Source organism: Salmonella sp. SA15303 (assembly GCF_029962125.1).
Lineage (GTDB): Bacteria > Pseudomonadota > Gammaproteobacteria > Enterobacterales > Enterobacteriaceae > Salmonella > Salmonella enterica.
In genome coordinates this window covers 1,569,465-1,588,036 of the sequence record NZ_CP123924.1, presented here as the reverse complement: position 1 = coordinate 1,588,036, position 18,572 = coordinate 1,569,465, and the positions used below count along the sequence as shown (strand labels likewise).

The window sequence follows — 18,572 nt, the reverse complement described above, 5'->3', positions numbered from 1 at the left end:
CATGTTTGACGCCGCCCCCATAAAAAAAGTCTCGGTGGTTATTCCTGTCTATAACGAACAGGAAAGCCTGCCGGAATTGATAAGACGCACCACCACCGCCTGCGAGAGCCTGGGCAAAGCGTGGGAGATTTTATTGATAGATGATGGTAGCAGCGATAGCTCGGCGGAGCTGATGGTTAAGGCGTCCCAGGAGGCCGATAGCCATATCATCTCTATTTTACTCAACCGTAACTACGGTCAACATGCAGCGATTATGGCGGGGTTTAGCCATGTAAGCGGCGATCTTATCATTACGCTGGATGCCGATCTGCAAAACCCGCCGGAAGAGATCCCGCGCCTGGTGGCGAAAGCCGATGAAGGGTTCGATGTGGTAGGCACCGTGCGCCAGAACCGACAGGACAGCCTGTTTCGCAAATCGGCGTCAAAAATCATTAATCTGCTGATCCAGCGCACAACGGGCAAAGCGATGGGCGATTACGGCTGCATGTTACGCGCCTATCGCCGCCCTATTATCGATACTATGTTGCGCTGCCATGAACGCAGCACCTTTATCCCTATTCTGGCCAACATTTTCGCTCGTCGGGCTACCGAGATCCCGGTGCATCACGCTGAACGTGAATTTGGCGACTCTAAATACAGTTTTATGCGTCTCATTAACCTGATGTATGACCTGGTGACCTGCCTGACGACGACGCCGCTGCGCCTGTTGAGTCTGCTGGGCAGCGTTATCGCCATCGGCGGGTTTAGCCTGTCGGTATTGCTTATTGTACTTCGCCTGGCGCTGGGGCCGCAGTGGGCGGCGGAAGGCGTATTTATGCTCTTTGCCGTTCTGTTTACCTTCATCGGCGCGCAATTCATCGGTATGGGACTGCTGGGCGAATACATCGGTCGCATTTATAACGATGTCCGCGCCCGCCCCCGCTATTTTGTTCAACAAGTTATCTACCCGGAAAGCACGCCGTTTACTGAGGAAAGCCACCAATGAAAGCCGTTATTTTTGCCTATCACGATATGGGATGTCAGGGGGTGCAGGCCGTACTGGATGCCGGGTATGAGATTGCCGCGATTTTCACTCATGCCGACAATCCTGCGGAAAACACCTTTTTTGGCTCCGTCTCCCGGCAGGCGGCAGAATTAGGGATTCCGGTTTATGCACCGGATAACGTAAACCATCCTATCTGGGTCGACCGCATCGCTGAGCTTGCGCCGGATATTATTTTTTCGTTCTATTACCGCAACCTGTTAAGCGAAGAAATTCTGCACCTCGCCCCGGCTGGCGCGTTCAATCTGCACGGTTCTCTATTGCCTGCCTATCGTGGCCGTGCGCCGCTAAACTGGGTTCTGGTTAACGGCGAAAGCGAAACGGGCGTAACGCTGCATCGTATGGTCAAACGTGCCGACGCCGGAGAGATTGTCGCCAGTCAACGCGTCGCTATTGCGCAGGACGATGTTGCGCTTACCCTGCATCATAAGCTATGTCAGGCCGCGCGCCAGTTGCTTAATAGCATCCTGCCCACCATGAAATGCGGCGATATACCTTCTGTTCCCCAGCGTGAGTCTGACTCTACGTATTATGGTCGCCGCAGGCCGGAAGATGGCCTTATCGACTGGCACAAACCGGTTTCCACGGTGCATAACCTGGTGCGGGCGGTAGCCGCCCCCTGGCCCGGCGCGTTCAGCTATAACGGCTCGCAAAAATTCACTATCTGGTCTTCCCGAATGTGTCCGGATGCGCAAGGCGCGCTTCCCGGCTCGGTAATTTCGGTCTCTCCGCTGCGGGTCGCCTGCGCCGATGGCGCGCTGGAGATTATTACCGGCCAGGCCGGAGACGACATTACTGTACAGGGCTCGCAGCTTGCACAGACGCTTGGTCTGGTGGCGGGCGCGCGTTTGAACCGTCCACCAGCGACCAGCGGTAAACGTCGCATTCGCGTTCTCATCCTCGGCGTCAACGGTTTTATCGGCAATCATTTGACCGAACGGTTACTGAATGAAGAGAATTACGAGGTCTACGGTATGGATATCGGCAGCAACGCCATTAGCCGATTCCTGCTCCACCCTCGATTTCATTTCGTGGAGGGAGATATCAGCATCCACTCAGAATGGATCGAATATCATGTCAAAAAATGCGATGTCGTACTGCCGCTGGTAGCAATTGCAACCCCGATTGAATACACCCGCAACCCGCTGCGCGTCTTTGAACTTGATTTTGAAGAAAACCTGCGGATTATCCGTTATTGCGTGAAATACCGTAAACGCGTGGTTTTCCCGTCTACCTCTGAAGTGTACGGCATGTGTACGGACGCCTCTTTTGACGAAGACAAATCGAATCTGATCGTCGGGCCGGTGAATAAGCCGCGCTGGATTTACTCCGTTTCCAAACAGCTTCTCGACCGGGTGATTTGGGCTTATGGCGAAAAAGAGGGATTGCGCTTCACGCTTTTCCGTCCCTTTAACTGGATGGGGCCGCGGCTGGATAGCCTGAACGCGGCGCGTATCGGCAGTTCACGCGCGATAACGCAGTTGATTCTGAACCTGGTAGAAGGAACGCCGATCAAGCTTATCGACGGCGGTCAGCAGAAGCGCTGTTTTACCGATATTCGCGATGGGATCGAAGCATTATTCCGCATTATTGTGAATGATGGCGATCGGTGCGATGGCAAAATCATTAATATCGGCAATCCTGACAACGAAGCCAGTATTCAGGAACTGGCGACGCTGTTGCTCGACAGTTTTGATAAGCATCCGCTGCGCTGCCATTTCCCACCGTTTGCCGGTTTCCAGGTCGTCGAAAGCCGTAGTTATTACGGCAAGGGTTATCAGGATGTCGCACACCGGAAACCCAGTATCGACAATGCCAGGCGCTGTCTGGGCTGGGAGCCGTCTATTGCGATGCGTGATACGGTTGAAGAAACGCTGGACTTCTTTCTGCGTAGCGTCGATATCGCGGAACGCGCATCATGACGAAAGTCGGTTTACGCATTGACGTTGATACCTTGCGAGGAACGCGTGAAGGTGTTCCCCGGCTGCTGGCGACATTGCATCGCCACGGCGTTCAGGCCAGCTTTTTCTTCAGCGTCGGGCCGGACAATATGGGACGCCATCTTTGGCGTCTGATAAAACCGCGATTTTTATGGAAAATGCTACGTTCAAACGCCGCTTCGCTCTACGGCTGGGATATCCTGCTGGCCGGTACCGCCTGGCCGGGAAAAAATATCGGCAACGCTAATGCCGGGATTATTCGTGAAACGGCAACATACCATGAGACGGGACTACATGCCTGGGATCACCATGCGTGGCAGACTCACAGCGGCCACTGGAGTATCCGCCAGCTTGAAGAAGATATTGCGCGCGGCATAACGGCGCTTGAGGCCATTATCGGAAAACCCGTCACCTGCTCAGCCGCGGCCGGCTGGCGAGCGGATGGGCGCGTTGTTCGTGCGAAGGAGTCGTTCAACCTGAGGTATAACAGCGATTGCCGTGGAACCACCTTATTCCGTCCGCTACTGATGCCGGGCCAGACAGGGACGCCGCAAATCCCGGTCACCTTACCCACGTGGGATGAGGTTATCGGCCCCGCCGTTCAGGCGCAGTCGTTCAATACCTGGATTATTTCCCGTATGTTGCAGGACAAAGGCACGCCGGTATATACCATCCATGCGGAAGTAGAAGGTATTGTCCATCAGCCGCTGTTTGAAGATTTGCTCGTTCGTGCACGCGATGCGGGGATCACCTTTTGTCCTCTGGGCGAACTGCTGCCGGCATCGCCTGAGTCTCTGCCGTTGGGGCAAATTGTACGTGGACACATCCCTGGCCGTGAAGGTTGGCTGGGGTGTCAACAGGCAGCGAGCGCCTCATGATGAAATCGATACGCTATTATCTGGCTTTCGCCGCGTTTATCGCGCTCTACTATGTTATTCCTGTCAACAGCCGCCTGCTCTGGCAGCCGGATGAAACGCGCTATGCCGAAATAAGTCGGGAGATGCTGGCGTCTGGCGACTGGATCGTGCCGCATTTTCTGGGATTACGTTATTTTGAAAAACCGATAGCCGGTTACTGGATAAACAGTCTGGGTCAGTGGCTTTTTGGCGCTACCAATTTTGGCGTGCGGGCTGGCGCTATTTTAACGACATTGCTGGCCGCAGCGCTGGTGGCATGGCTGACGTTCCGCTTATGGCGGGATAAACGTACCGCGTTGCTCGCCTCCGTTATCTTTCTCTCCCTCTTTGCCGTTTACAGTATCGGGACGTATGCGGTACTCGACCCGATGATCGCCCTTTGGCTTACGGCCGGGATGTGTTGTTTCTGGCAGGGGATGCAGGCCACGACCCGAATGGGCAAGATTGGGATGTTTTTGCTACTGGGCGCAACCTGCGGTCTGGGTGTATTAACTAAAGGCTTCCTCGCCCTGGCCGTACCTGTGGTGAGCGTGCTGCCGTGGGTCATTGTCCAGAAACGCTGGAAGGACTTTTTGCTTTACGGCTGGCTGGCGGTCTTGAGCTGCTTTGTGGTTGTCCTTCCCTGGGCGATCGCCATTGCGCGGCGCGAAGCCGATTTCTGGCATTACTTTTTCTGGGTGGAGCATATCCAGCGATTCGCCATGAGCGATGCCCAGCATAAGGCCCCTTTCTGGTACTATCTGCCGGTACTGCTCGCGGGAAGTTTACCGTGGCTGGGGTTACTGCCTGGCGCGCTTAAACTGGGCTGGCGCGAGCGAAACGGCGCATTCTATTTGCTCGGATGGACGATCATGCCGCTTCTCTTTTTCAGCATTGCGAAAGGGAAACTGCCCACCTATGTTCTTTCCTGTTTCGCACCGATAGCGATACTCATGGCGCGCTTCGTCCTGCATAACGTAAAAGAAGGCGTCGCCGCGCTACGTGTCAACGGCGGGATCAACCTGGTGTTCGGGTTAGTCGGGATCGTCGCAGCGTTTGTCGTCTCCTCATGGGGCCCGCTGAAATCGCCGGTGTGGACGCATATCGAAACCTATAAAGTTTTTTGCGTCTGGGGCGTCTTTACTGTTTGGGCGTTTGTGGGCTGGTATAGCCTCTGTCATAGCCAAAAATACCTATTACCCGCGTTTTGTCCGCTGGGACTGGCGCTGCTGTTCGGCTTTTCCATCCCCGACAGGGTGATGGAGTCCAAACAGCCACAGTTTTTTGTCGAAATGACCCAGGCGCCTTTGGCATCAAGCCGCTATATTCTTGCCGACAACGTGGGCGTCGCCGCCGGGCTGGCCTGGAGTCTGAAACGAGACGATATTATGCTCTACGGACACGCGGGCGAACTCAGGTATGGTCTTAGCTATCCTGATGTGCAGGATAAATTCGTTAAAGCCGACGATTTTAACGCCTGGCTCAACCAGCATCGTCAGGAGGGCATTATTACGCTAGTACTTTCAATAGCCAAAGATGAAGACATCAGCGCTCTTTCCCTTCCCCCTGCGGACAATATTGATTATCAGGGGCGTCTGGTGTTAATTCAGTATCGGCCTAAATGATCGGCGTCGTTCTGGTGCTTGCCAGTCTGCTCAGCGTTGGCGGTCAGCTCTGCCAGAAGCAAGCGACACGGCCATTGACGGCGGGCGGACGCCGCCGTCACCTGATGCTGTGGCTGGGCCTGGCGCTGATATGCATGGGCGCAGCGATGGTGCTGTGGCTGCTGGTGCTACAAACCCTGCCGGTGGGAATTGCTTACCCGATGTTGAGTCTGAATTTTGTCTGGGTCACGCTGGCGGCCTGGAAAATCTGGCATGAACAGGTTCCGCCCCGCCACTGGTTGGGCGTCGCATTGATTATCAGCGGCATTATCATTCTGGGGAGTGCGGCATAATGGGCGTAATGTGGGGACTGATAAGCGTTGCGATTGCCTCCCTCGCCCAGTTGAGTTTAGGATTCGCCATGATGCGACTGCCATCGATAGCGCATCCACTGGCGTTTATTTCCGGGCTGGGCGCATTTAATGCCGCGACCCTGGCGCTATTCGCCGGTTTGGCGGGGTATCTGGTTTCCGTCTTCTGCTGGCAGAAAACATTACACACGCTCGCGCTCAGCAAAGCCTATGCGCTACTGAGTCTCAGCTATGTGCTTGTCTGGGTAGCCTCAATGCTGTTACCCGGTTTGCAAGGCGCTTTCAGCCTAAAAGCGATGCTCGGCGTATTGTGTATTATGGCGGGGGTAATGCTGATTTTTCTGCCCGCCAGATCATGATGGCTTGCGCGTCAACCGCTGCCATTCGTCGCAGGAATAACAGCGTGCATCAACGATTTTTAAGGTCTGGTGTTTTTCCCGATTAATACAATACTGCGCATCCTGTAAAGGCGACAGGATATCGCCGGGACTCAGTAATATCATGGAATTCGCCTCGGCGATCATTTTTAGCGAACCGCCGCTATCGCACAGCACCAGAACATGGCACGCCCTCTTTTTGACATAATGCGATTTCTTAACCAACCATTCCATAGCGCCCCCGTTTCACGCTGATTGTTCATAACACGTTACACATCAACGGATAAACAAAACGGCAATAGCGATGGAATGGTTGTATATTAACCTAACATTAATTTTTACAGTTCTCACACACCCACTGCTGGAGCGCACGGCGAGATATTTTAATCCCTCCGTTTTTCAGTTCTGACGGCATCGTCAACCAGCGAACCGGCTGTTGAAAACGCGCCAGCTTATCACGAACCCATTCAGCGAGGTTCACGTCTCCGGCCTGCGATGCATACTCCACAACCGCAACGGGACGATGACCAAACTCTTTATCTTCTACCGGCACGACGAAGGCTTGTTGCACCAGCGGATGCGCATTAATAACGCGTTCGACTTCCTCCGGCTGAATGCCTTCGCCGCCGCTAAAGAACAGGTTGTCCAGCCGCCCGGCGATGGTTAGCCTGCCGTGGTTCAGCTCGCCGCGATCGCGCGTGGCAAACCAGCCTTCGTCATTAACCAGCGGGATCAGTTTGCCATCACGCCAGTAACCTTCCGCCATACTGGCGGCGCGCAGCCAGACTTCATTATCGACGATTCTGATCTCTCTGCCGGGAAGCGGCGCGCCAACATCATCCGAACCATCGGCCTCTTTGGCGCATACCGTAGACGCGAACTCCGTGAGCCCATACCCGCACCAGCAGCGAATCCCTTGTTTGCTGGCCTGGTCGGTGAGTTCAACCGGAATCACCGCGCCGCCGAGCAAAACGGCTTTCAGCGTCACCGCCGCCCGATTCGCCAGCAGCCGCCACAGCTGCGTCGGCACCAGCGAAGCATGAGTACACCCTGCCAGCATCTGCTCCAGCGGTTGCTTATCGCGTACCGTCATGCGCGCCCCGGCGAAGAGCCAACGCCACATAATACCCTGCCCGGATACATGAAACAGCGGCAGCGATAGCAGCCAGTCATCCTGAGGGCCAAACGGCATTAGCGAAAGCACCCCCTGCGCGCTGGCAAGATGCGCCTGGCACGTATGTACAGCCGCTTTTGGCAATCCTGTGGAACCCGATGTCAGCGTCATGGAAACCAGACGCTGCGGTTGCCAGGCCACAGCATACGCCGCTGTACTCTTTTGTATCTGCAACGCGGTTAATCCAGAAAACGCATTTTCGCCTTCCAGTGTCAGCGCAAAACGCAGCGTTAACTTCGGCACCAGCGCCTCCAGCAATGTCTGGGGCAACTGCGGGTTGACGGGCAGAACCCGCGCGCCGCACTGCATCAGCGCAAGCCATGCCAACAGAGTGCGCGGCTGATTCCCGGCGCGCAGCAGGACACCATCGCCCTCGCGTACGCCCTGCGCGGCAAACCCGCCCGCCAGCACATCAATACGCTCACAGAGGGCGCGCCAGCTTAGCACTTCATCGTTCAGGCGCAGAGCGGGCGCCTGACTGCGAACCTGACGCCAGTGGCGCCACGGCCAATCCGTGAATGTCATAACAGTCGTTCCAGCTCCTCACGCTTCAGACAAGGCAACGCGCTACCGGGCCAGGGGCGAATCTGTTGCGCCTGCATCAGATGCAAGGTATCCAGTCCAGGCAGCGTTCCCGGCGTCAACCAGGCGGCAATCCGCGCCAGTTGCGTCAGGCCGAGGCTGGACTCGATCGAAGAGCTGATGACCGCCGTCAGTCCCAACGCATGGGCGGCAGCGACTTGCTCACGCACTTTATCAAGCGATCCGGTCAGCGTAGGTTTGATAACCACAGCCCTGACGCCCTCTTCGGCTTCAAAGGTGAAATCCGCTTCGCGCAGACTTTCGTCCCAGGCAATCGCGATGCCGGTTTCACGGGCAAAGGCGCGGGAATCATCCCGCGTCTTACACGGTTCTTCGAGAAAGGCGATACGAGCGCGGTAATCCGGATTAACATACTTTGCAAACTGTTGGGCTTTTAGCGGCGTCCAGGCGCGATTCGCATCCAGACGCAGATGCAGATCCGGGATCGCCTCCAGCAGCAAATTAACCACCATGCCGTCGCGTACCGCTTCATAAAGACCCACTTTGACCTTAGCGATTTTCTCGCCGGGCATATCGGCAAGCCGCAGCACCAAATCGTCAGGATCGCCAGTGCATAACGGCGCAGCGCGATAGTCCGCCGCCTCCGGCAAGACGCCAGTCAGTTCCGCCAGCGCGCAGCTTGCGCCAAACGCGACCGAAGGCATCTCGGGTAATCCCTCGCTCCCCTGAAGCCAGTCGTTCACCCATGTTAGTAGCGCCGTCTGCGCCTCTTCCCACGTTTCCTGACTGAACCCCGGCAGCGGAGAGATCTCTCCCCATCCCTCACGCTCGCCGTCACGCAGACAAACATACAGCCCGTCGCGAGTTTTTAACCGCCTGTCGCGCAGAACCACCCCCGCGTCCATGGGGATCTGCCAGCGGTATACCTGCGCGCTACGCATTATGGGTTCCGTTTGAATTTGCTGAAGTCAGGCTGACGCTTCTGGTTAAAGGCGTTACGGCCTTCCTGCCCTTCTTCCGTCATGTAGAACAGCATGGTAGCGTTGCCCGCCAGCTCCTGCAGCCCGGCCTGACCGTCACAATCGGCATTCAGCGCCGCTTTCAGGCAACGCAGCGCCATCGGACTGTTTTGCAACATTTCGCGGCACCAGCGCACGGTCTCTTTTTCCAGATCCGCCAGCGGAACGACGGTGTTAACCAGCCCCATGTCCAGCGCCTGTTGCGCATCGTACTGGCGGCACAGGAACCAGATTTCACGCGCTTTCTTCTGACCAACGATACGCGCCATATACGAAGCGCCCCAACCGCCGTCAAAGGAGCCGACTTTCGGACCGGTCTGGCCGAAGATGGCGTTTTCCGCCGCGATGGTCAGGTCGCACATCATGTGCAGCACATGACCACCGCCGATGGAGTAACCCGCGACCATCGCGACAACCGGTTTTGGACAGGTGCGAATCTGGCGCTGGAAGTCCAGCACGTTCAGGTGATGCACGCCGGAGTCATCCTGATAACCGCCGTAATCGCCGCGCACCTTCTGGTCGCCGCCCGCGCAAAACGCTTTATCGCCTTCGCCGGTCAGAATAATCACGCCCACGTTGTCGTCGTAACGGGCATCCGCCAGCGCCTGAATCATCTCTTTGACGGTCAACGGACGAAATGCATTGCGCACCTGCGGACGATTAATAGTGATTTTTGCAATACCGTCGGTGGATTTTTCATAACGAATGTCGGTGTAACCCTCCGAGCAGTCGTGCCATTCTACCGGTGCGTAAAGCATTGTTTCATCAGGATAGATCATAGTGTGTCCTTTAGTCAGAGACGCAGAATCTGAGCCAGACTGTCTACCACGCCAGCGGGGTTTTCCCGATGTGCGTTGTGTCCGGCGTTACGAATGACATGGCATGTCGCCGCCACTTCCTGCGCCAGGGCGCGGAATTTGCTGTCGCGTTCGCCACATAAATAATAAAACGGAAATGCCAGCGCGTTGAGCGCCTCGCGTAAATCCGGCTGGACGGCAAGCGATGTCGCCTCCAGCATCGCAGCCAGCGTTTCGCCGTTATTCTGGCTACGCAGCGCCGTTAGCGCCTGTCTTTGCTGCGCCGTCAGCGAGGCGAACACCGGCTGCTGATACCAGTCGTGAAAAACCTCAGTCAGGGGTTCACGACGAAAACGCTCTGCCCAGCGCCCGTCGGACAATCGTCTTTCAGCGCGCGCCTGTTCATTTTGCAGCCCCGGATGACCGCCTTCAACCACCAGGCCGCACAGGCCGGGTATTCCCTGGCAGGCTGCCATCATCGCCACACGGCCGCCAAGGGAGTATCCCACCAACCAAAACTTTAGTATGTTGTAACTAATTAACGTGGCGCGCAGTAATCTGATGACATCGGCAAAGCCGCCGACCGGAATAGCCGCAGATCCGCCATGTCCCGGTAAGTCAATATAGAGCCGCGAACAGCCGTGAAACTGTTCGCCAACCGGCTGCCATTCACGGCAATCGCCAGAAAAACCGTGCAGGAAAACCAGTGAGGGCGCCCCAGGCTGTCCGGGCATGTGCTGCGCGTGCAACATCATAGATGGCTTACCTGAGCCAAAAGTTGCTGCAACGTCTGCGCGCCGTCCGTATCGTTTACCACCAGCTCAATCACCGTTGTCGCCGGGGTTCGCCACGCGCCAGCCAGCGCAGACTCCAGCTCTTCCCAGTTTTCCGGGCGATGATAGCGCAGGTTAAACATGGCGGCCGCATGGTCAAAATGGACGTTTTGCGGCATCAAATAAAAGCGCTCGCGTTTGCTTTGCGGCGTCGGCAGCAGGGAAAAGATCTGCCCGCCGTTATTGTTGACCACAATCAACACAAACGGCGCAGATACCTGACGTAGTAACGCCAGCGCGTTAAGATCGTACAGCGCGGATAAATCGCCGACGATAGCCAGCGTCGATTTGGCGCTGGCGCGCTGCACGCCTGCCGCCGTGGAAAGCAGGCCGTCAATGCCGCTCGCCCCGCGATTGCTGTATACCGGATAGCCAGCCGGCAACTGCGACAGCGCGTCGATCAGACGCACCACCAGACTATTGCCCACGAACAATTGCCCCTGCTCCGGCAGATAGTCACGGATACGGTGCGCCAGCTGCGCTTCGCCAAAGGTGTCTCGCTGCGCGACCACCCGTTGCCACGCCAGTTCCGCCAGACGCGGGATCTCTACACACCACGGTTTACGTTTTTCCGCCGGATGCAGTTCCAGCCAGTCGGCGATTTTCGCTACCAGTCTGCGTCCACGATGGTGCGCAGGGTCCAGACGACCTTCAATATTGTCGATTACCCAGTACTCTTCCGGCTCGCAGGTTGCCTGCCATTGCAGTAAGCGTTTTCCGGTAAGGCTACTGCCAAGCTGGACGACAATTTGCGCCTGTTGCAGTTCGGTCACCGCTTTGGCGTTGCCGAGCCACAGGTCGGCGCACGGCAGCGGCTGCCCGGTTTGCGACAATACGTCGCCAATTAATGGCCATCCCAGAGTTTGCGCCCACTGCGCCACTTTTTTGCCTTCTTCCGCGCTCATACGCCCGGCGACGACAACGCCGCGTTTTTGTCGCCAGAAGAACCAGTCGCGCTGTTTGTCGCTTTCCAGTCGACGCGCTTCGCGCAGCCAGGGTTTTTCATCCTGCCACCAGTCGCCGAGACGCTGCTGCCAGACCAGACCGGTGTCATTCATATCGCCATACAGCGGTTCGGCAAAAGGACAGTTAATGTGCAGCGCGCCCGCATGAAGCATGGCGAGCGCATTGTCGATGGTCGACACCAGCCAGCGCGCCGGAATATCCTGCGTGGGACGCGGCAACGACAAAGTTTGGGAGGGGTGCGAGGCAAACATCCCCGCCTGACGGATCGCCTGGTTGGCGCCGCAGTCAATCAGCTCCGGCGGGCGATCGGCGGTAAGTAAAATGAGCTTCTCGCCCGTCAGCCCCGCCTCAATCAACGCCGGATAGAGGTTCGCCACGGCGGTACCTGAAGTGACAATAACGGCAACCGGCTGTTGGCTGACTTTCGCCAGCCCTAACGCCAGATGACCAAGCCCACGCTCATCAAAGTGCGTATGGTGAATAAAAGCAGGATTCTCTGCCGCCGCCAACGTGAGCGGCGTGGAACGGGAACCAGGGGCGATACAAACATGCCTGACGCCATGACGGGTTAAGGCTTCCAGGATGACCGCCGCCCAGCGCCGGTTAAATGCACTTACTGACATGAGTTTGTCCGGTATCAATCATTGGGACTAAGTATAAAGAGCTGCAAAAATGGATTATTGATATGGGTCGGGAATATGTGACTCATTACGCATCCATCTGCAATAAGGTACGTAACCCGGCCGCTTTATTATCTATTTCCTGCCATTCCTGTTCCGGATCGGAGCCGCGGACGATTCCCGCGCCGGCATACAACCGCACCACATTGGCCGTCACTTTGGCTGAACGTAACGTCACGCAAAACTCACTTTGCCGCGTGGAGAGATAGCCTGCCGACCCGGCATACCATTCACGTTCGAACGGCTCATGTTGTTCTATAAAACAACGCGCGGGTTCACGAGGGATCCCGGCGACCGCTGCGGTAGGCTGTAACTGGTGCAGGCAGAGCGTGTCGTCCGCCTGATTAAGCGCCGTCCAGATACAGCGGCGCAAATGCTGTACCTTGCGCAGTCTGAGCACCTGCGGCGGCAGCACATCCAGCGAGTGGGTGCAGTTTTGCAGTCGCTGGCAGATGTCTTCGACAACCAGCATATTTTCTCGCTGGTTTTTATCGTCTTTCATTAACCATTCGCCAAGCTGCCAGGCTTTATGGTTATCCGGATGGTTCGCCACCGTCCCGGCCAGCGCTTCGGTACGCAGCGCCGTTTCACGCCGCCGCCAGAGCCGCTCCGGCGATGATCCCAGAAAGGCGGTATCGGCGGAAAAGGCCATAAAAAAGTGGTAGCAGTTGAGATTTAAACGACGACTGGACGCCATCATCGCGGCGGCATTGACCGGACGGGAGAATTGTAAGTCGGTGGCCCGCGCCAGCACAACTTTATCAAACGCCTCTTGCGCAATGGTGTGGGTGGCCTGCTGAATCAGCTTCACCCAACCGTCTTTGTCCGGCCAGTGTTGTTCGCTCGTGAGCGAAAGGCGTAGCGCCGGAACAGGCTTAATGCCGACCAGAGAAGCGAGAAACGCTTTCGCCTGGCGCGCATCATCGCGTAGCGAAACGTCACTGTGCAGATGTAAGCGTAAGGTCGCCGTACCACCGCTACGTCGCCACTCCAGCCGCGGCAGCAATAAGTAGCCCTCTTTCGGCTCGAACGCATTCAGCCCCCAAATACGCAGGTCAGGCTGCGCGTGCTGACGTAAAAACCGTTGCGCCAGATCGAGCGATGAAAATACGGTGATGGCCCCGAGAACGGCAGCTTCTTCGTCGCCATTGCGCTGTTGCCAGTAGAATTGCGGAAAGGATGACTGGCTGGCCAGCCAGCTCAATGCATCGAAGGCATCGTTTAAAGGGAAAGGCGCATCGAAAACGCAAAGCCCTGGCGTCGCCGGTATCTCTTGCGATAGCTGACGCGTCAGATTTTCCAGCGCAGTAGTAATAGAATGCACGCGGCCCCTCCCTGTTAAAAACCCCACATTATACGGGGTACTGCCCTAAAAAAGCAGTACCTCATTTAGGGAGGGTTGCAATTCTGTTCAGTGGGGGGATTTAGCGCCGCGCCAGCAGCAGTCCAAGCACCAGTCCTACCGCCGCGCCTACGCCAATACCCTGCCAGGGTTTTTCATGAACGTAGTCATCCGCTTTATAAACGGCCTGCTTTGCCCGGTAATAATAGCTATCCGACGCATGGCTTACGCGGTTTTTCACCTCTTCCAGCGCTTGTTCCGCGCGGGCTTTCAGCTCAATGTATTTTTGATCGGCGGGATCGCCTGAGGAACGTAAAATCTCTTCCAGCGTTTCGCTGAGCAAAGTCAGATCATCATCAACACGTGATTCACCAAATTGATATGACATTCTCATTCTCCGTTGTGTTAACACCTGCTCCTAACTATAGTCAACGGTTTCGGTTTATGCCTGATGAACCTCCCGCGCCATTCCCCGGTGCGGAATGCCGTCTTCGTCATAAACATCGGTGACCGGAATAAAACCAAACCGCGCATAAAAAGGTTGCAGATGCGCCTGCGCCCCCAGATATAGCGGCTTATCCGCCCAGTGCCGCCCACAAGATTCCAGCGTTTTCGCCATTAATTGCTGGCCCAGTTTCGCCCCTCGCCAGGCATCGCTGACGATCACCCGGCCAATAACAACCGGGTCTGATTCGTTATCGCTTTTCAGAATCCTCGCATACGCCACCAGCTCATCCTGATGCCAGCCCAAAATATGACGATTGTCGCCAACTAAATCATCGCCATCCACATCCAGGTAAGGACAGCGCTGTTCTACCACAAAGACCGCGCAGCGCAATTTGAGTAACGCGTAAAGTTGAGGAACGGTAAGTTCGCTATGGTGGAGATCCTGCCAGTCAATCATGATGCGCTCCTGTGTTGTGGTAATCTTGGGTTAAACGATAACCAAACGTGTATGGACAAGATGGAATTAATTTTTTTAGGTACGTCCGCAGGCGTTCCCACGCGCTCACGCAATGTAACGGCAATTTTATTACATCTGCAACATCCAACGCAGCCGGGAGTATGGCTTTTTGATTGCGGCGAAGGGACACAGCATCAAATGCTTAATACCGCGTTTCATCCCGGTAAGCTTGAGCGCATTTTTATCAGCCATCTTCACGGCGATCATCTGTTTGGCCTGCCGGGTCTGCTATGTAGCCGGTCGATGGCGGGGAATCCCCATCCGCTAACCGTATACGGACCTCAAGGCGTGCGGGAGTTTATTGCAACCACATTGCGCCTTAGCGGTTCATGGACCGATTTTCCGTTGCAAATTGAAGAAATGATATTCTTGACGACGGTCTGCGTAAAGTGACCGCGTTCAGGCTGGAGCATCCACTGGAGTGCTACGGATATCGCGTTGTTGAACATGACAAGCCTGGCGCGCTGAATGCCAGGGCGTTAAAAGCCGCAGGCGTTACGCCCGGCCCGCTGTTTCAGGCGTTGAAGGCAGGAAAAACCGTCACGCTTGCCGATGGAAGGCAGATCAATGGCGCCGACTACCTTGCTCCCGCCGTGGCCGGGAAATCAGTGGCGATTTTCGGCGATACCGCGCCCTGCGAGGCCGCCCTCGCGCTGGCGCAGGGTGTGGATGTGATGGTTCATGAAACCACGCTGGATGCGTCAATGGAGGAGAAAGCCAACGCTCGCGGACACAGCTCCACCCGTCAAACCGCGACGCTGGCACGGGAAGCTGCCGTTGGTCGGCTGATCATGACCCATATTAGCTCACGCTATGACGATAAAGGCTGTCAGCGCTTACTGGCGGAATGCCGCGCTATTTTCCCGGCGACGGAGCTGGCTTACGATTTTTCTGTTTTCCCGGTTTAGCGCTCCATTTTTTGTCCTCATTGCCGATAACACTAAAAAAGGCAGGCTTTCATAATGAGGTTAGGATGGACAATTTTCAGAAAGATATTGATGACAGGGCCAATTTAACCCTGTCCAACCGTTTTGAGCTGCTGTTATTCCGTCTTGGTACATCGCTGCATGAACAGAAGTCAGAGCTGTTCGGCATCAATGTATTTAAGCTGCGCGAAATCGTACCGATGCCCGCCTTTACGCGCCCGGCAGGCATGAAAGCGCCGCTATTGGGCATGGTCAATATTCGGGATCAGGTCATTCCGGTGATTGATTTGCCAGCGGTAGCGGGCTGCAAGCCGGAAACCGGGCTGAATATTTTGCTAATCACCGAATATGCGCGCAGCGTACAGGCATTTGCCGTCGAGTCGGTGGAAAATATTATGCGTCTTGACTGGCAACAGGTGCATACCGCCGAGAAAGCCGTCAACGGTCGCTACATCACCAGTATTGCCTGCCTGGATGACAACAAAGAAACCAACAACCTGGCGCTGGTGCTCGACGTTGAGCAGATCCTTTATGATATTGTCCCCTCCAGCCACGATCTGCGCGCCACCAATCTGAAGACCAATAAATTTTATATTACCCCAGGCGCGGTAGCCATTGTGGCGGAAGACTCCAAAGTCGCCCGCGCGATGCTGGAAAAAGGGCTGAACGCGATGGGAATTCCGCATCAGATGCATGTGACCGGCAAGGATGCCTGGGAGAGAATCCAGCAACTGGCGCAGGAAGCGGAGGCCGAAGGTAAGCCAATTAGCGAGAAAATCGCGCTGGTCCTGACAGATCTTGAGATGCCGGAGATGGATGGCTTTACGTTAACGCGTAAAATTAAAACCGATGAACGGCTGAAAAAGATCCCGGTCGTTATCCACTCCTCGCTTTCCGGCAGCGCCAATGAAGATCATATACGTAAGGTGAAGGCCGACGGCTACGTGGCTAAGTTTGAGATTAACGAACTCTCTTCGGTCATTCAGGAAGTGCTGGAGCGCGCAGCAACAAACAGCCAGGGACCACTGATCAGCCGCAAAAGCGCCTGACGTAACAGGGGATGCCTACAGTACAGGCATCCCCTGACGCTTAGTGAGACAAGCCTTCCGCCAGTTTTACCAGTTTAATAAACTCCGCGCGATAGCCTTGTCTATCTTCCCCGCGCGCCTGTTCACCCCATTTAATAATTTGCGGCCAGGTCGTATCTGCCAGCGTTTCTGAGCCACGCAGTTTTTGCCCGAAAGCCGCTACCGCCGCGCGGAAACGAAAATCTTCAGAGGCGTCAGCAAAGATCGGCATCTTTCCCATAACGACCGGGAACTCGGCTAATGTACTTTCGCTGCCCTGCGGCGCTTTCCAGCGCAATTTGAGCCACGCCAGCTCGCTTGATTTTGTTGTCTTTGAGGCGGCTTTGTTCTGAGCGTAGCGCAGTTTATCCACCGAGGCTTTCTGCCCGTTAAGCGTCAGTTCAAAGAATAGCGTGACGTGTTTACCCGCGCCGATATCACCGGCATCAACCTTATCGTTATTGAAATCCTCGTCGCGCAGTTGGCGTTTTTCATAACCAATCTGCCGGTACTCAGTCACCCACTGCGGATTAAATTCGATTTGCGATTTTACATCTTTGGCAACGGTGACCAGCGTTTGATGCATCTCATCCTTGAGGACTTTTTGCGCCTCAGAGAGGGAGTCGATGTAGCTGTAATTGCCGTTACCCACATCAGCAATTCTCACCATCATGGCTTCGTTGAAATTGTCATCGCCGACGCCCAGCGTAGATAAGGTAATACCTTTCTCGCGCTCTTTTTTTACCAGCGCTTCGATGTCTTTGGGATCGGTAATACCGAGGTTAAAATCACCGTCGGTGGTCAACAAAATGCGGTTAACGCCGCCTTTGATAAACCCTTTTTCGGCCTGCTCGTAGGCTAGTCGTAATCCCGCTTCACCACCGGTACTCCCGTAAGCATCCAGATTATCAATTGCCGCTTTAATCGCGGTTGTGTTATTTCCCGCTGTAGACGCCAGCGCGACGTGAGTGCCGCCCGCGTAGGTCACAATCGTGATGTTATCCTGCGCACGCAGCTCGTTCACCAACAGTTTTAGCGCCGACCGGATCAACGGCAGGCGTTCCGCTGGCTGCATAGAGCCGGAAGTATCAATGAGAAAAACCAGGTTGGCAGGTGGTAGATCTCTGGTCTGCATGTCCCGGGCCTGAACATCAACTTTTAATAGCGTACGCTGCGCGTTCCACGGCGAGGGAGCCAGTTCGTATTTAACCGCAAATGGCATCGGTATACAGGCCGCAATGGGTTTAGTGTTATCCTGCTTATCCGCAACGGGCTGAGGGGCGGGAAAGTAGTTGAGCATCTCTTCTACCCGCACGGCTTCCGGCGGCGGCAGTTGTCCCTGATTCAGAAAGCGCCGCACGTTAGCGTAGCTGCCAGTGTCTACATCCAGACTAAACGTGGCGAGCGGCGCCTGACTTACCTGTTTAATCGGATTTTCATCGTAGTGTTCGTAACGCGCGGTCCCCATTACATTACCGCCTTGTGCAGCGAACGCTTTTGGTGCCGCGGCACGTGTCTGCATTACATATTGCGGTGCTTCGGCTGTTGCCAGAGATGCCGCTTTGGCATCTGCCAGGGCTTTGGCTTCAGCATATTCGGCTGCTTTTTTCGCAGCCTGTTGGGCGGCCTCGGCTTGTCTTTTCTGGACAGTGTCATCCCCGGCCTGAGCGCTATTTTCTTTCTGGATAGTCCGCTTCTGTTTTAACTCAGCCGGATTATTTCCCTGCGGGTCGGAGGGCTCCGGCCCACAGCCCGAGAGAATAACCCCACCCAACAACAGCATTAATGTTTTTCCGTTAAGCATACAAATTCCTTTTCAATTATATTCGGGTAATTCTCTGCAGATGTCCTGCATTATATTCCGCGTTACTTTTATTATCAGCATGACGAAAGTAGTAAATAATTTTACCTGCGTTAATAGCCACCAATAATAAAAAAGATAATTATATTTTTGAGGTAAATAATATTTACGTTTAAGATGAACGGCTTAATCAGTTGCTGGCGTTCGACCCACAGATTCTGCGTGAAGAA

Annotated in this window: 17 protein-coding genes and 1 pseudogene; 8 read left to right on the top strand and 10 right to left on the bottom strand. The window is 55.3% G+C overall.

Annotation, left to right across the window (positions count from 1 at the left end):
• The first annotated feature begins 1 nt into the window (after position 1).
• Genes arnC through arnF form a run of 6 tightly spaced genes read left to right on the top strand, consistent with a single transcriptional unit; the run spans position 2 to position 6,212 of the window.
• Positions 2 to 985, top strand: a complete 984-nt coding sequence (arnC, locus tag QEN31_RS07575; protein ID WP_000458893.1) for an undecaprenyl-phosphate 4-deoxy-4-formamido-L-arabinose transferase — start codon at positions 2 to 4, stop codon at positions 983 to 985.
• The gene (gene arnA, locus QEN31_RS07570) at positions 982 to 2,964 is read left to right on the top strand and encodes a bifunctional UDP-4-amino-4-deoxy-L-arabinose formyltransferase/UDP-glucuronic acid oxidase ArnA (protein WP_000648776.1); all 1,983 of its coding nucleotides are present in this window, start codon (positions 982 to 984) and stop codon (positions 2,962 to 2,964) included. The genes arnC and arnA overlap by 4 nt, the downstream gene beginning before the upstream one ends.
• Positions 2,961 to 3,860, top strand: a complete 900-nt coding sequence (gene arnD, locus QEN31_RS07565) for a 4-deoxy-4-formamido-L-arabinose-phosphoundecaprenol deformylase (protein ID WP_000169761.1) — start codon at positions 2,961 to 2,963, stop codon at positions 3,858 to 3,860. The genes arnA and arnD overlap by 4 nt, the downstream gene beginning before the upstream one ends.
• The gene (arnT, locus tag QEN31_RS07560) at positions 3,857 to 5,503 is read left to right on the top strand and encodes a lipid IV(A) 4-amino-4-deoxy-L-arabinosyltransferase (RefSeq protein ID WP_000978038.1); all 1,647 of its coding nucleotides are present in this window, start codon (positions 3,857 to 3,859) and stop codon (positions 5,501 to 5,503) included. Before arnD ends, arnT begins: the two co-directional genes overlap by 4 nt.
• Positions 5,500 to 5,835 carry a 4-amino-4-deoxy-L-arabinose-phosphoundecaprenol flippase subunit ArnE gene (gene arnE, locus QEN31_RS07555; RefSeq protein ID WP_000580685.1) on the top strand — a complete coding sequence of 112 codons (336 nt, stop codon included), beginning with the start codon at positions 5,500 to 5,502 and terminating at the stop codon, positions 5,833 to 5,835. Before arnT ends, arnE begins: the two co-directional genes overlap by 4 nt.
• The gene (gene arnF / locus QEN31_RS07550; protein ID WP_000538694.1) at positions 5,835 to 6,212 is read left to right on the top strand and encodes a 4-amino-4-deoxy-L-arabinose-phosphoundecaprenol flippase subunit ArnF; all 378 of its coding nucleotides are present in this window, start codon (positions 5,835 to 5,837) and stop codon (positions 6,210 to 6,212) included. Before arnE ends, arnF begins: the two co-directional genes overlap by 1 nt.
• On the opposite strand, the gene pmrD is transcribed toward arnF, so the two are convergent.
• The 9 genes from pmrD to QEN31_RS07505 all read right to left on the bottom strand — a co-directional run bounded on the left by pmrD (position 6,207) and on the right by QEN31_RS07505 (position 14,488).
• Positions 6,207 to 6,464, bottom strand: coding sequence for a signal transduction protein PmrD (gene pmrD / locus QEN31_RS07545; protein ID WP_000455132.1), 258 nt, complete (start codon positions 6,462 to 6,464; stop codon positions 6,207 to 6,209). The two genes, arnF and pmrD, sit on opposite strands and share 6 nt — an antisense overlap.
• A gap of 97 nt (positions 6,465 to 6,561) precedes the next feature.
• A complete protein-coding gene (gene menE, locus QEN31_RS07540; RefSeq protein WP_000144677.1) occupies positions 6,562 to 7,929 on the bottom strand; it encodes an o-succinylbenzoate--CoA ligase in 1,368 nt (455 codons plus the stop codon).
• Positions 7,926 to 8,888, bottom strand: coding sequence for an o-succinylbenzoate synthase (gene menC / locus QEN31_RS07535; RefSeq protein ID WP_001255561.1), 963 nt, complete (start codon positions 8,886 to 8,888; stop codon positions 7,926 to 7,928). The genes menE and menC overlap by 4 nt, the downstream gene beginning before the upstream one ends.
• Complete coding sequence (gene menB, locus QEN31_RS07530) at positions 8,888 to 9,745, bottom strand: 1,4-dihydroxy-2-naphthoyl-CoA synthase (protein WP_000640013.1); 858 nt, start codon at positions 9,743 to 9,745, stop codon at positions 8,888 to 8,890. Before menB ends, menC begins: the two co-directional genes overlap by 1 nt.
• 14 nt (positions 9,746 to 9,759) lie before the next feature.
• Positions 9,760 to 10,518 carry a 2-succinyl-6-hydroxy-2,4-cyclohexadiene-1-carboxylate synthase gene (gene menH / locus QEN31_RS07525; RefSeq protein WP_000979136.1) on the bottom strand — a complete coding sequence of 253 codons (759 nt, stop codon included), beginning with the start codon at positions 10,516 to 10,518 and terminating at the stop codon, positions 9,760 to 9,762.
• Complete coding sequence (gene menD, locus QEN31_RS07520) at positions 10,515 to 12,185, bottom strand: 2-succinyl-5-enolpyruvyl-6-hydroxy-3-cyclohexene-1-carboxylic-acid synthase (protein ID WP_000116392.1); 1,671 nt, start codon at positions 12,183 to 12,185, stop codon at positions 10,515 to 10,517. Before menD ends, menH begins: the two co-directional genes overlap by 4 nt.
• Positions 12,186 to 12,270: 85 nt before the next feature.
• Positions 12,271 to 13,566 carry an isochorismate synthase MenF gene (gene menF, locus QEN31_RS07515; protein WP_000555674.1) on the bottom strand — a complete coding sequence of 432 codons (1,296 nt, stop codon included), beginning with the start codon at positions 13,564 to 13,566 and terminating at the stop codon, positions 12,271 to 12,273.
• A gap of 100 nt (positions 13,567 to 13,666) precedes the next feature.
• Positions 13,667 to 13,972 (bottom strand): stress response protein ElaB, encoded by a 306-nt coding sequence (gene elaB / locus QEN31_RS07510; RefSeq protein WP_001519663.1) that lies wholly within the window; start codon positions 13,970 to 13,972, stop codon positions 13,667 to 13,669.
• A 54-nt stretch (positions 13,973 to 14,026) separates the two neighbouring features.
• Positions 14,027 to 14,488: a GNAT family N-acetyltransferase gene (locus QEN31_RS07505; protein ID WP_000568152.1), complete on the bottom strand. Its 462-nt coding sequence runs from the start codon at positions 14,486 to 14,488 to the stop codon at positions 14,027 to 14,029.
• Positions 14,489 to 14,548: 60 nt separating this feature from the next.
• Here QEN31_RS07505 and rbn point away from each other — a divergent pair.
• Together rbn and QEN31_RS07495 are read left to right on the top strand one after the other, a co-directional pair.
• A pseudogene (gene rbn, locus QEN31_RS07500) lies at positions 14,549 to 15,456 on the top strand (ribonuclease BN).
• Positions 15,457 to 15,521: 65 nt separating this feature from the next.
• Positions 15,522 to 16,523, top strand: a complete 1,002-nt coding sequence (locus tag QEN31_RS07495; RefSeq protein ID WP_000368558.1) for a chemotaxis protein — start codon at positions 15,522 to 15,524, stop codon at positions 16,521 to 16,523.
• Positions 16,524 to 16,563: 40 nt separating this feature from the next.
• Here the strand turns inward: QEN31_RS07495 and QEN31_RS07490 are convergent, their stop codons facing one another.
• Positions 16,564 to 18,345, bottom strand: a complete 1,782-nt coding sequence (locus QEN31_RS07490) for a vWA domain-containing protein (RefSeq protein ID WP_099949637.1) — start codon at positions 18,343 to 18,345, stop codon at positions 16,564 to 16,566.
• Positions 18,346 to 18,572: the final 227 nt, after the last annotated feature.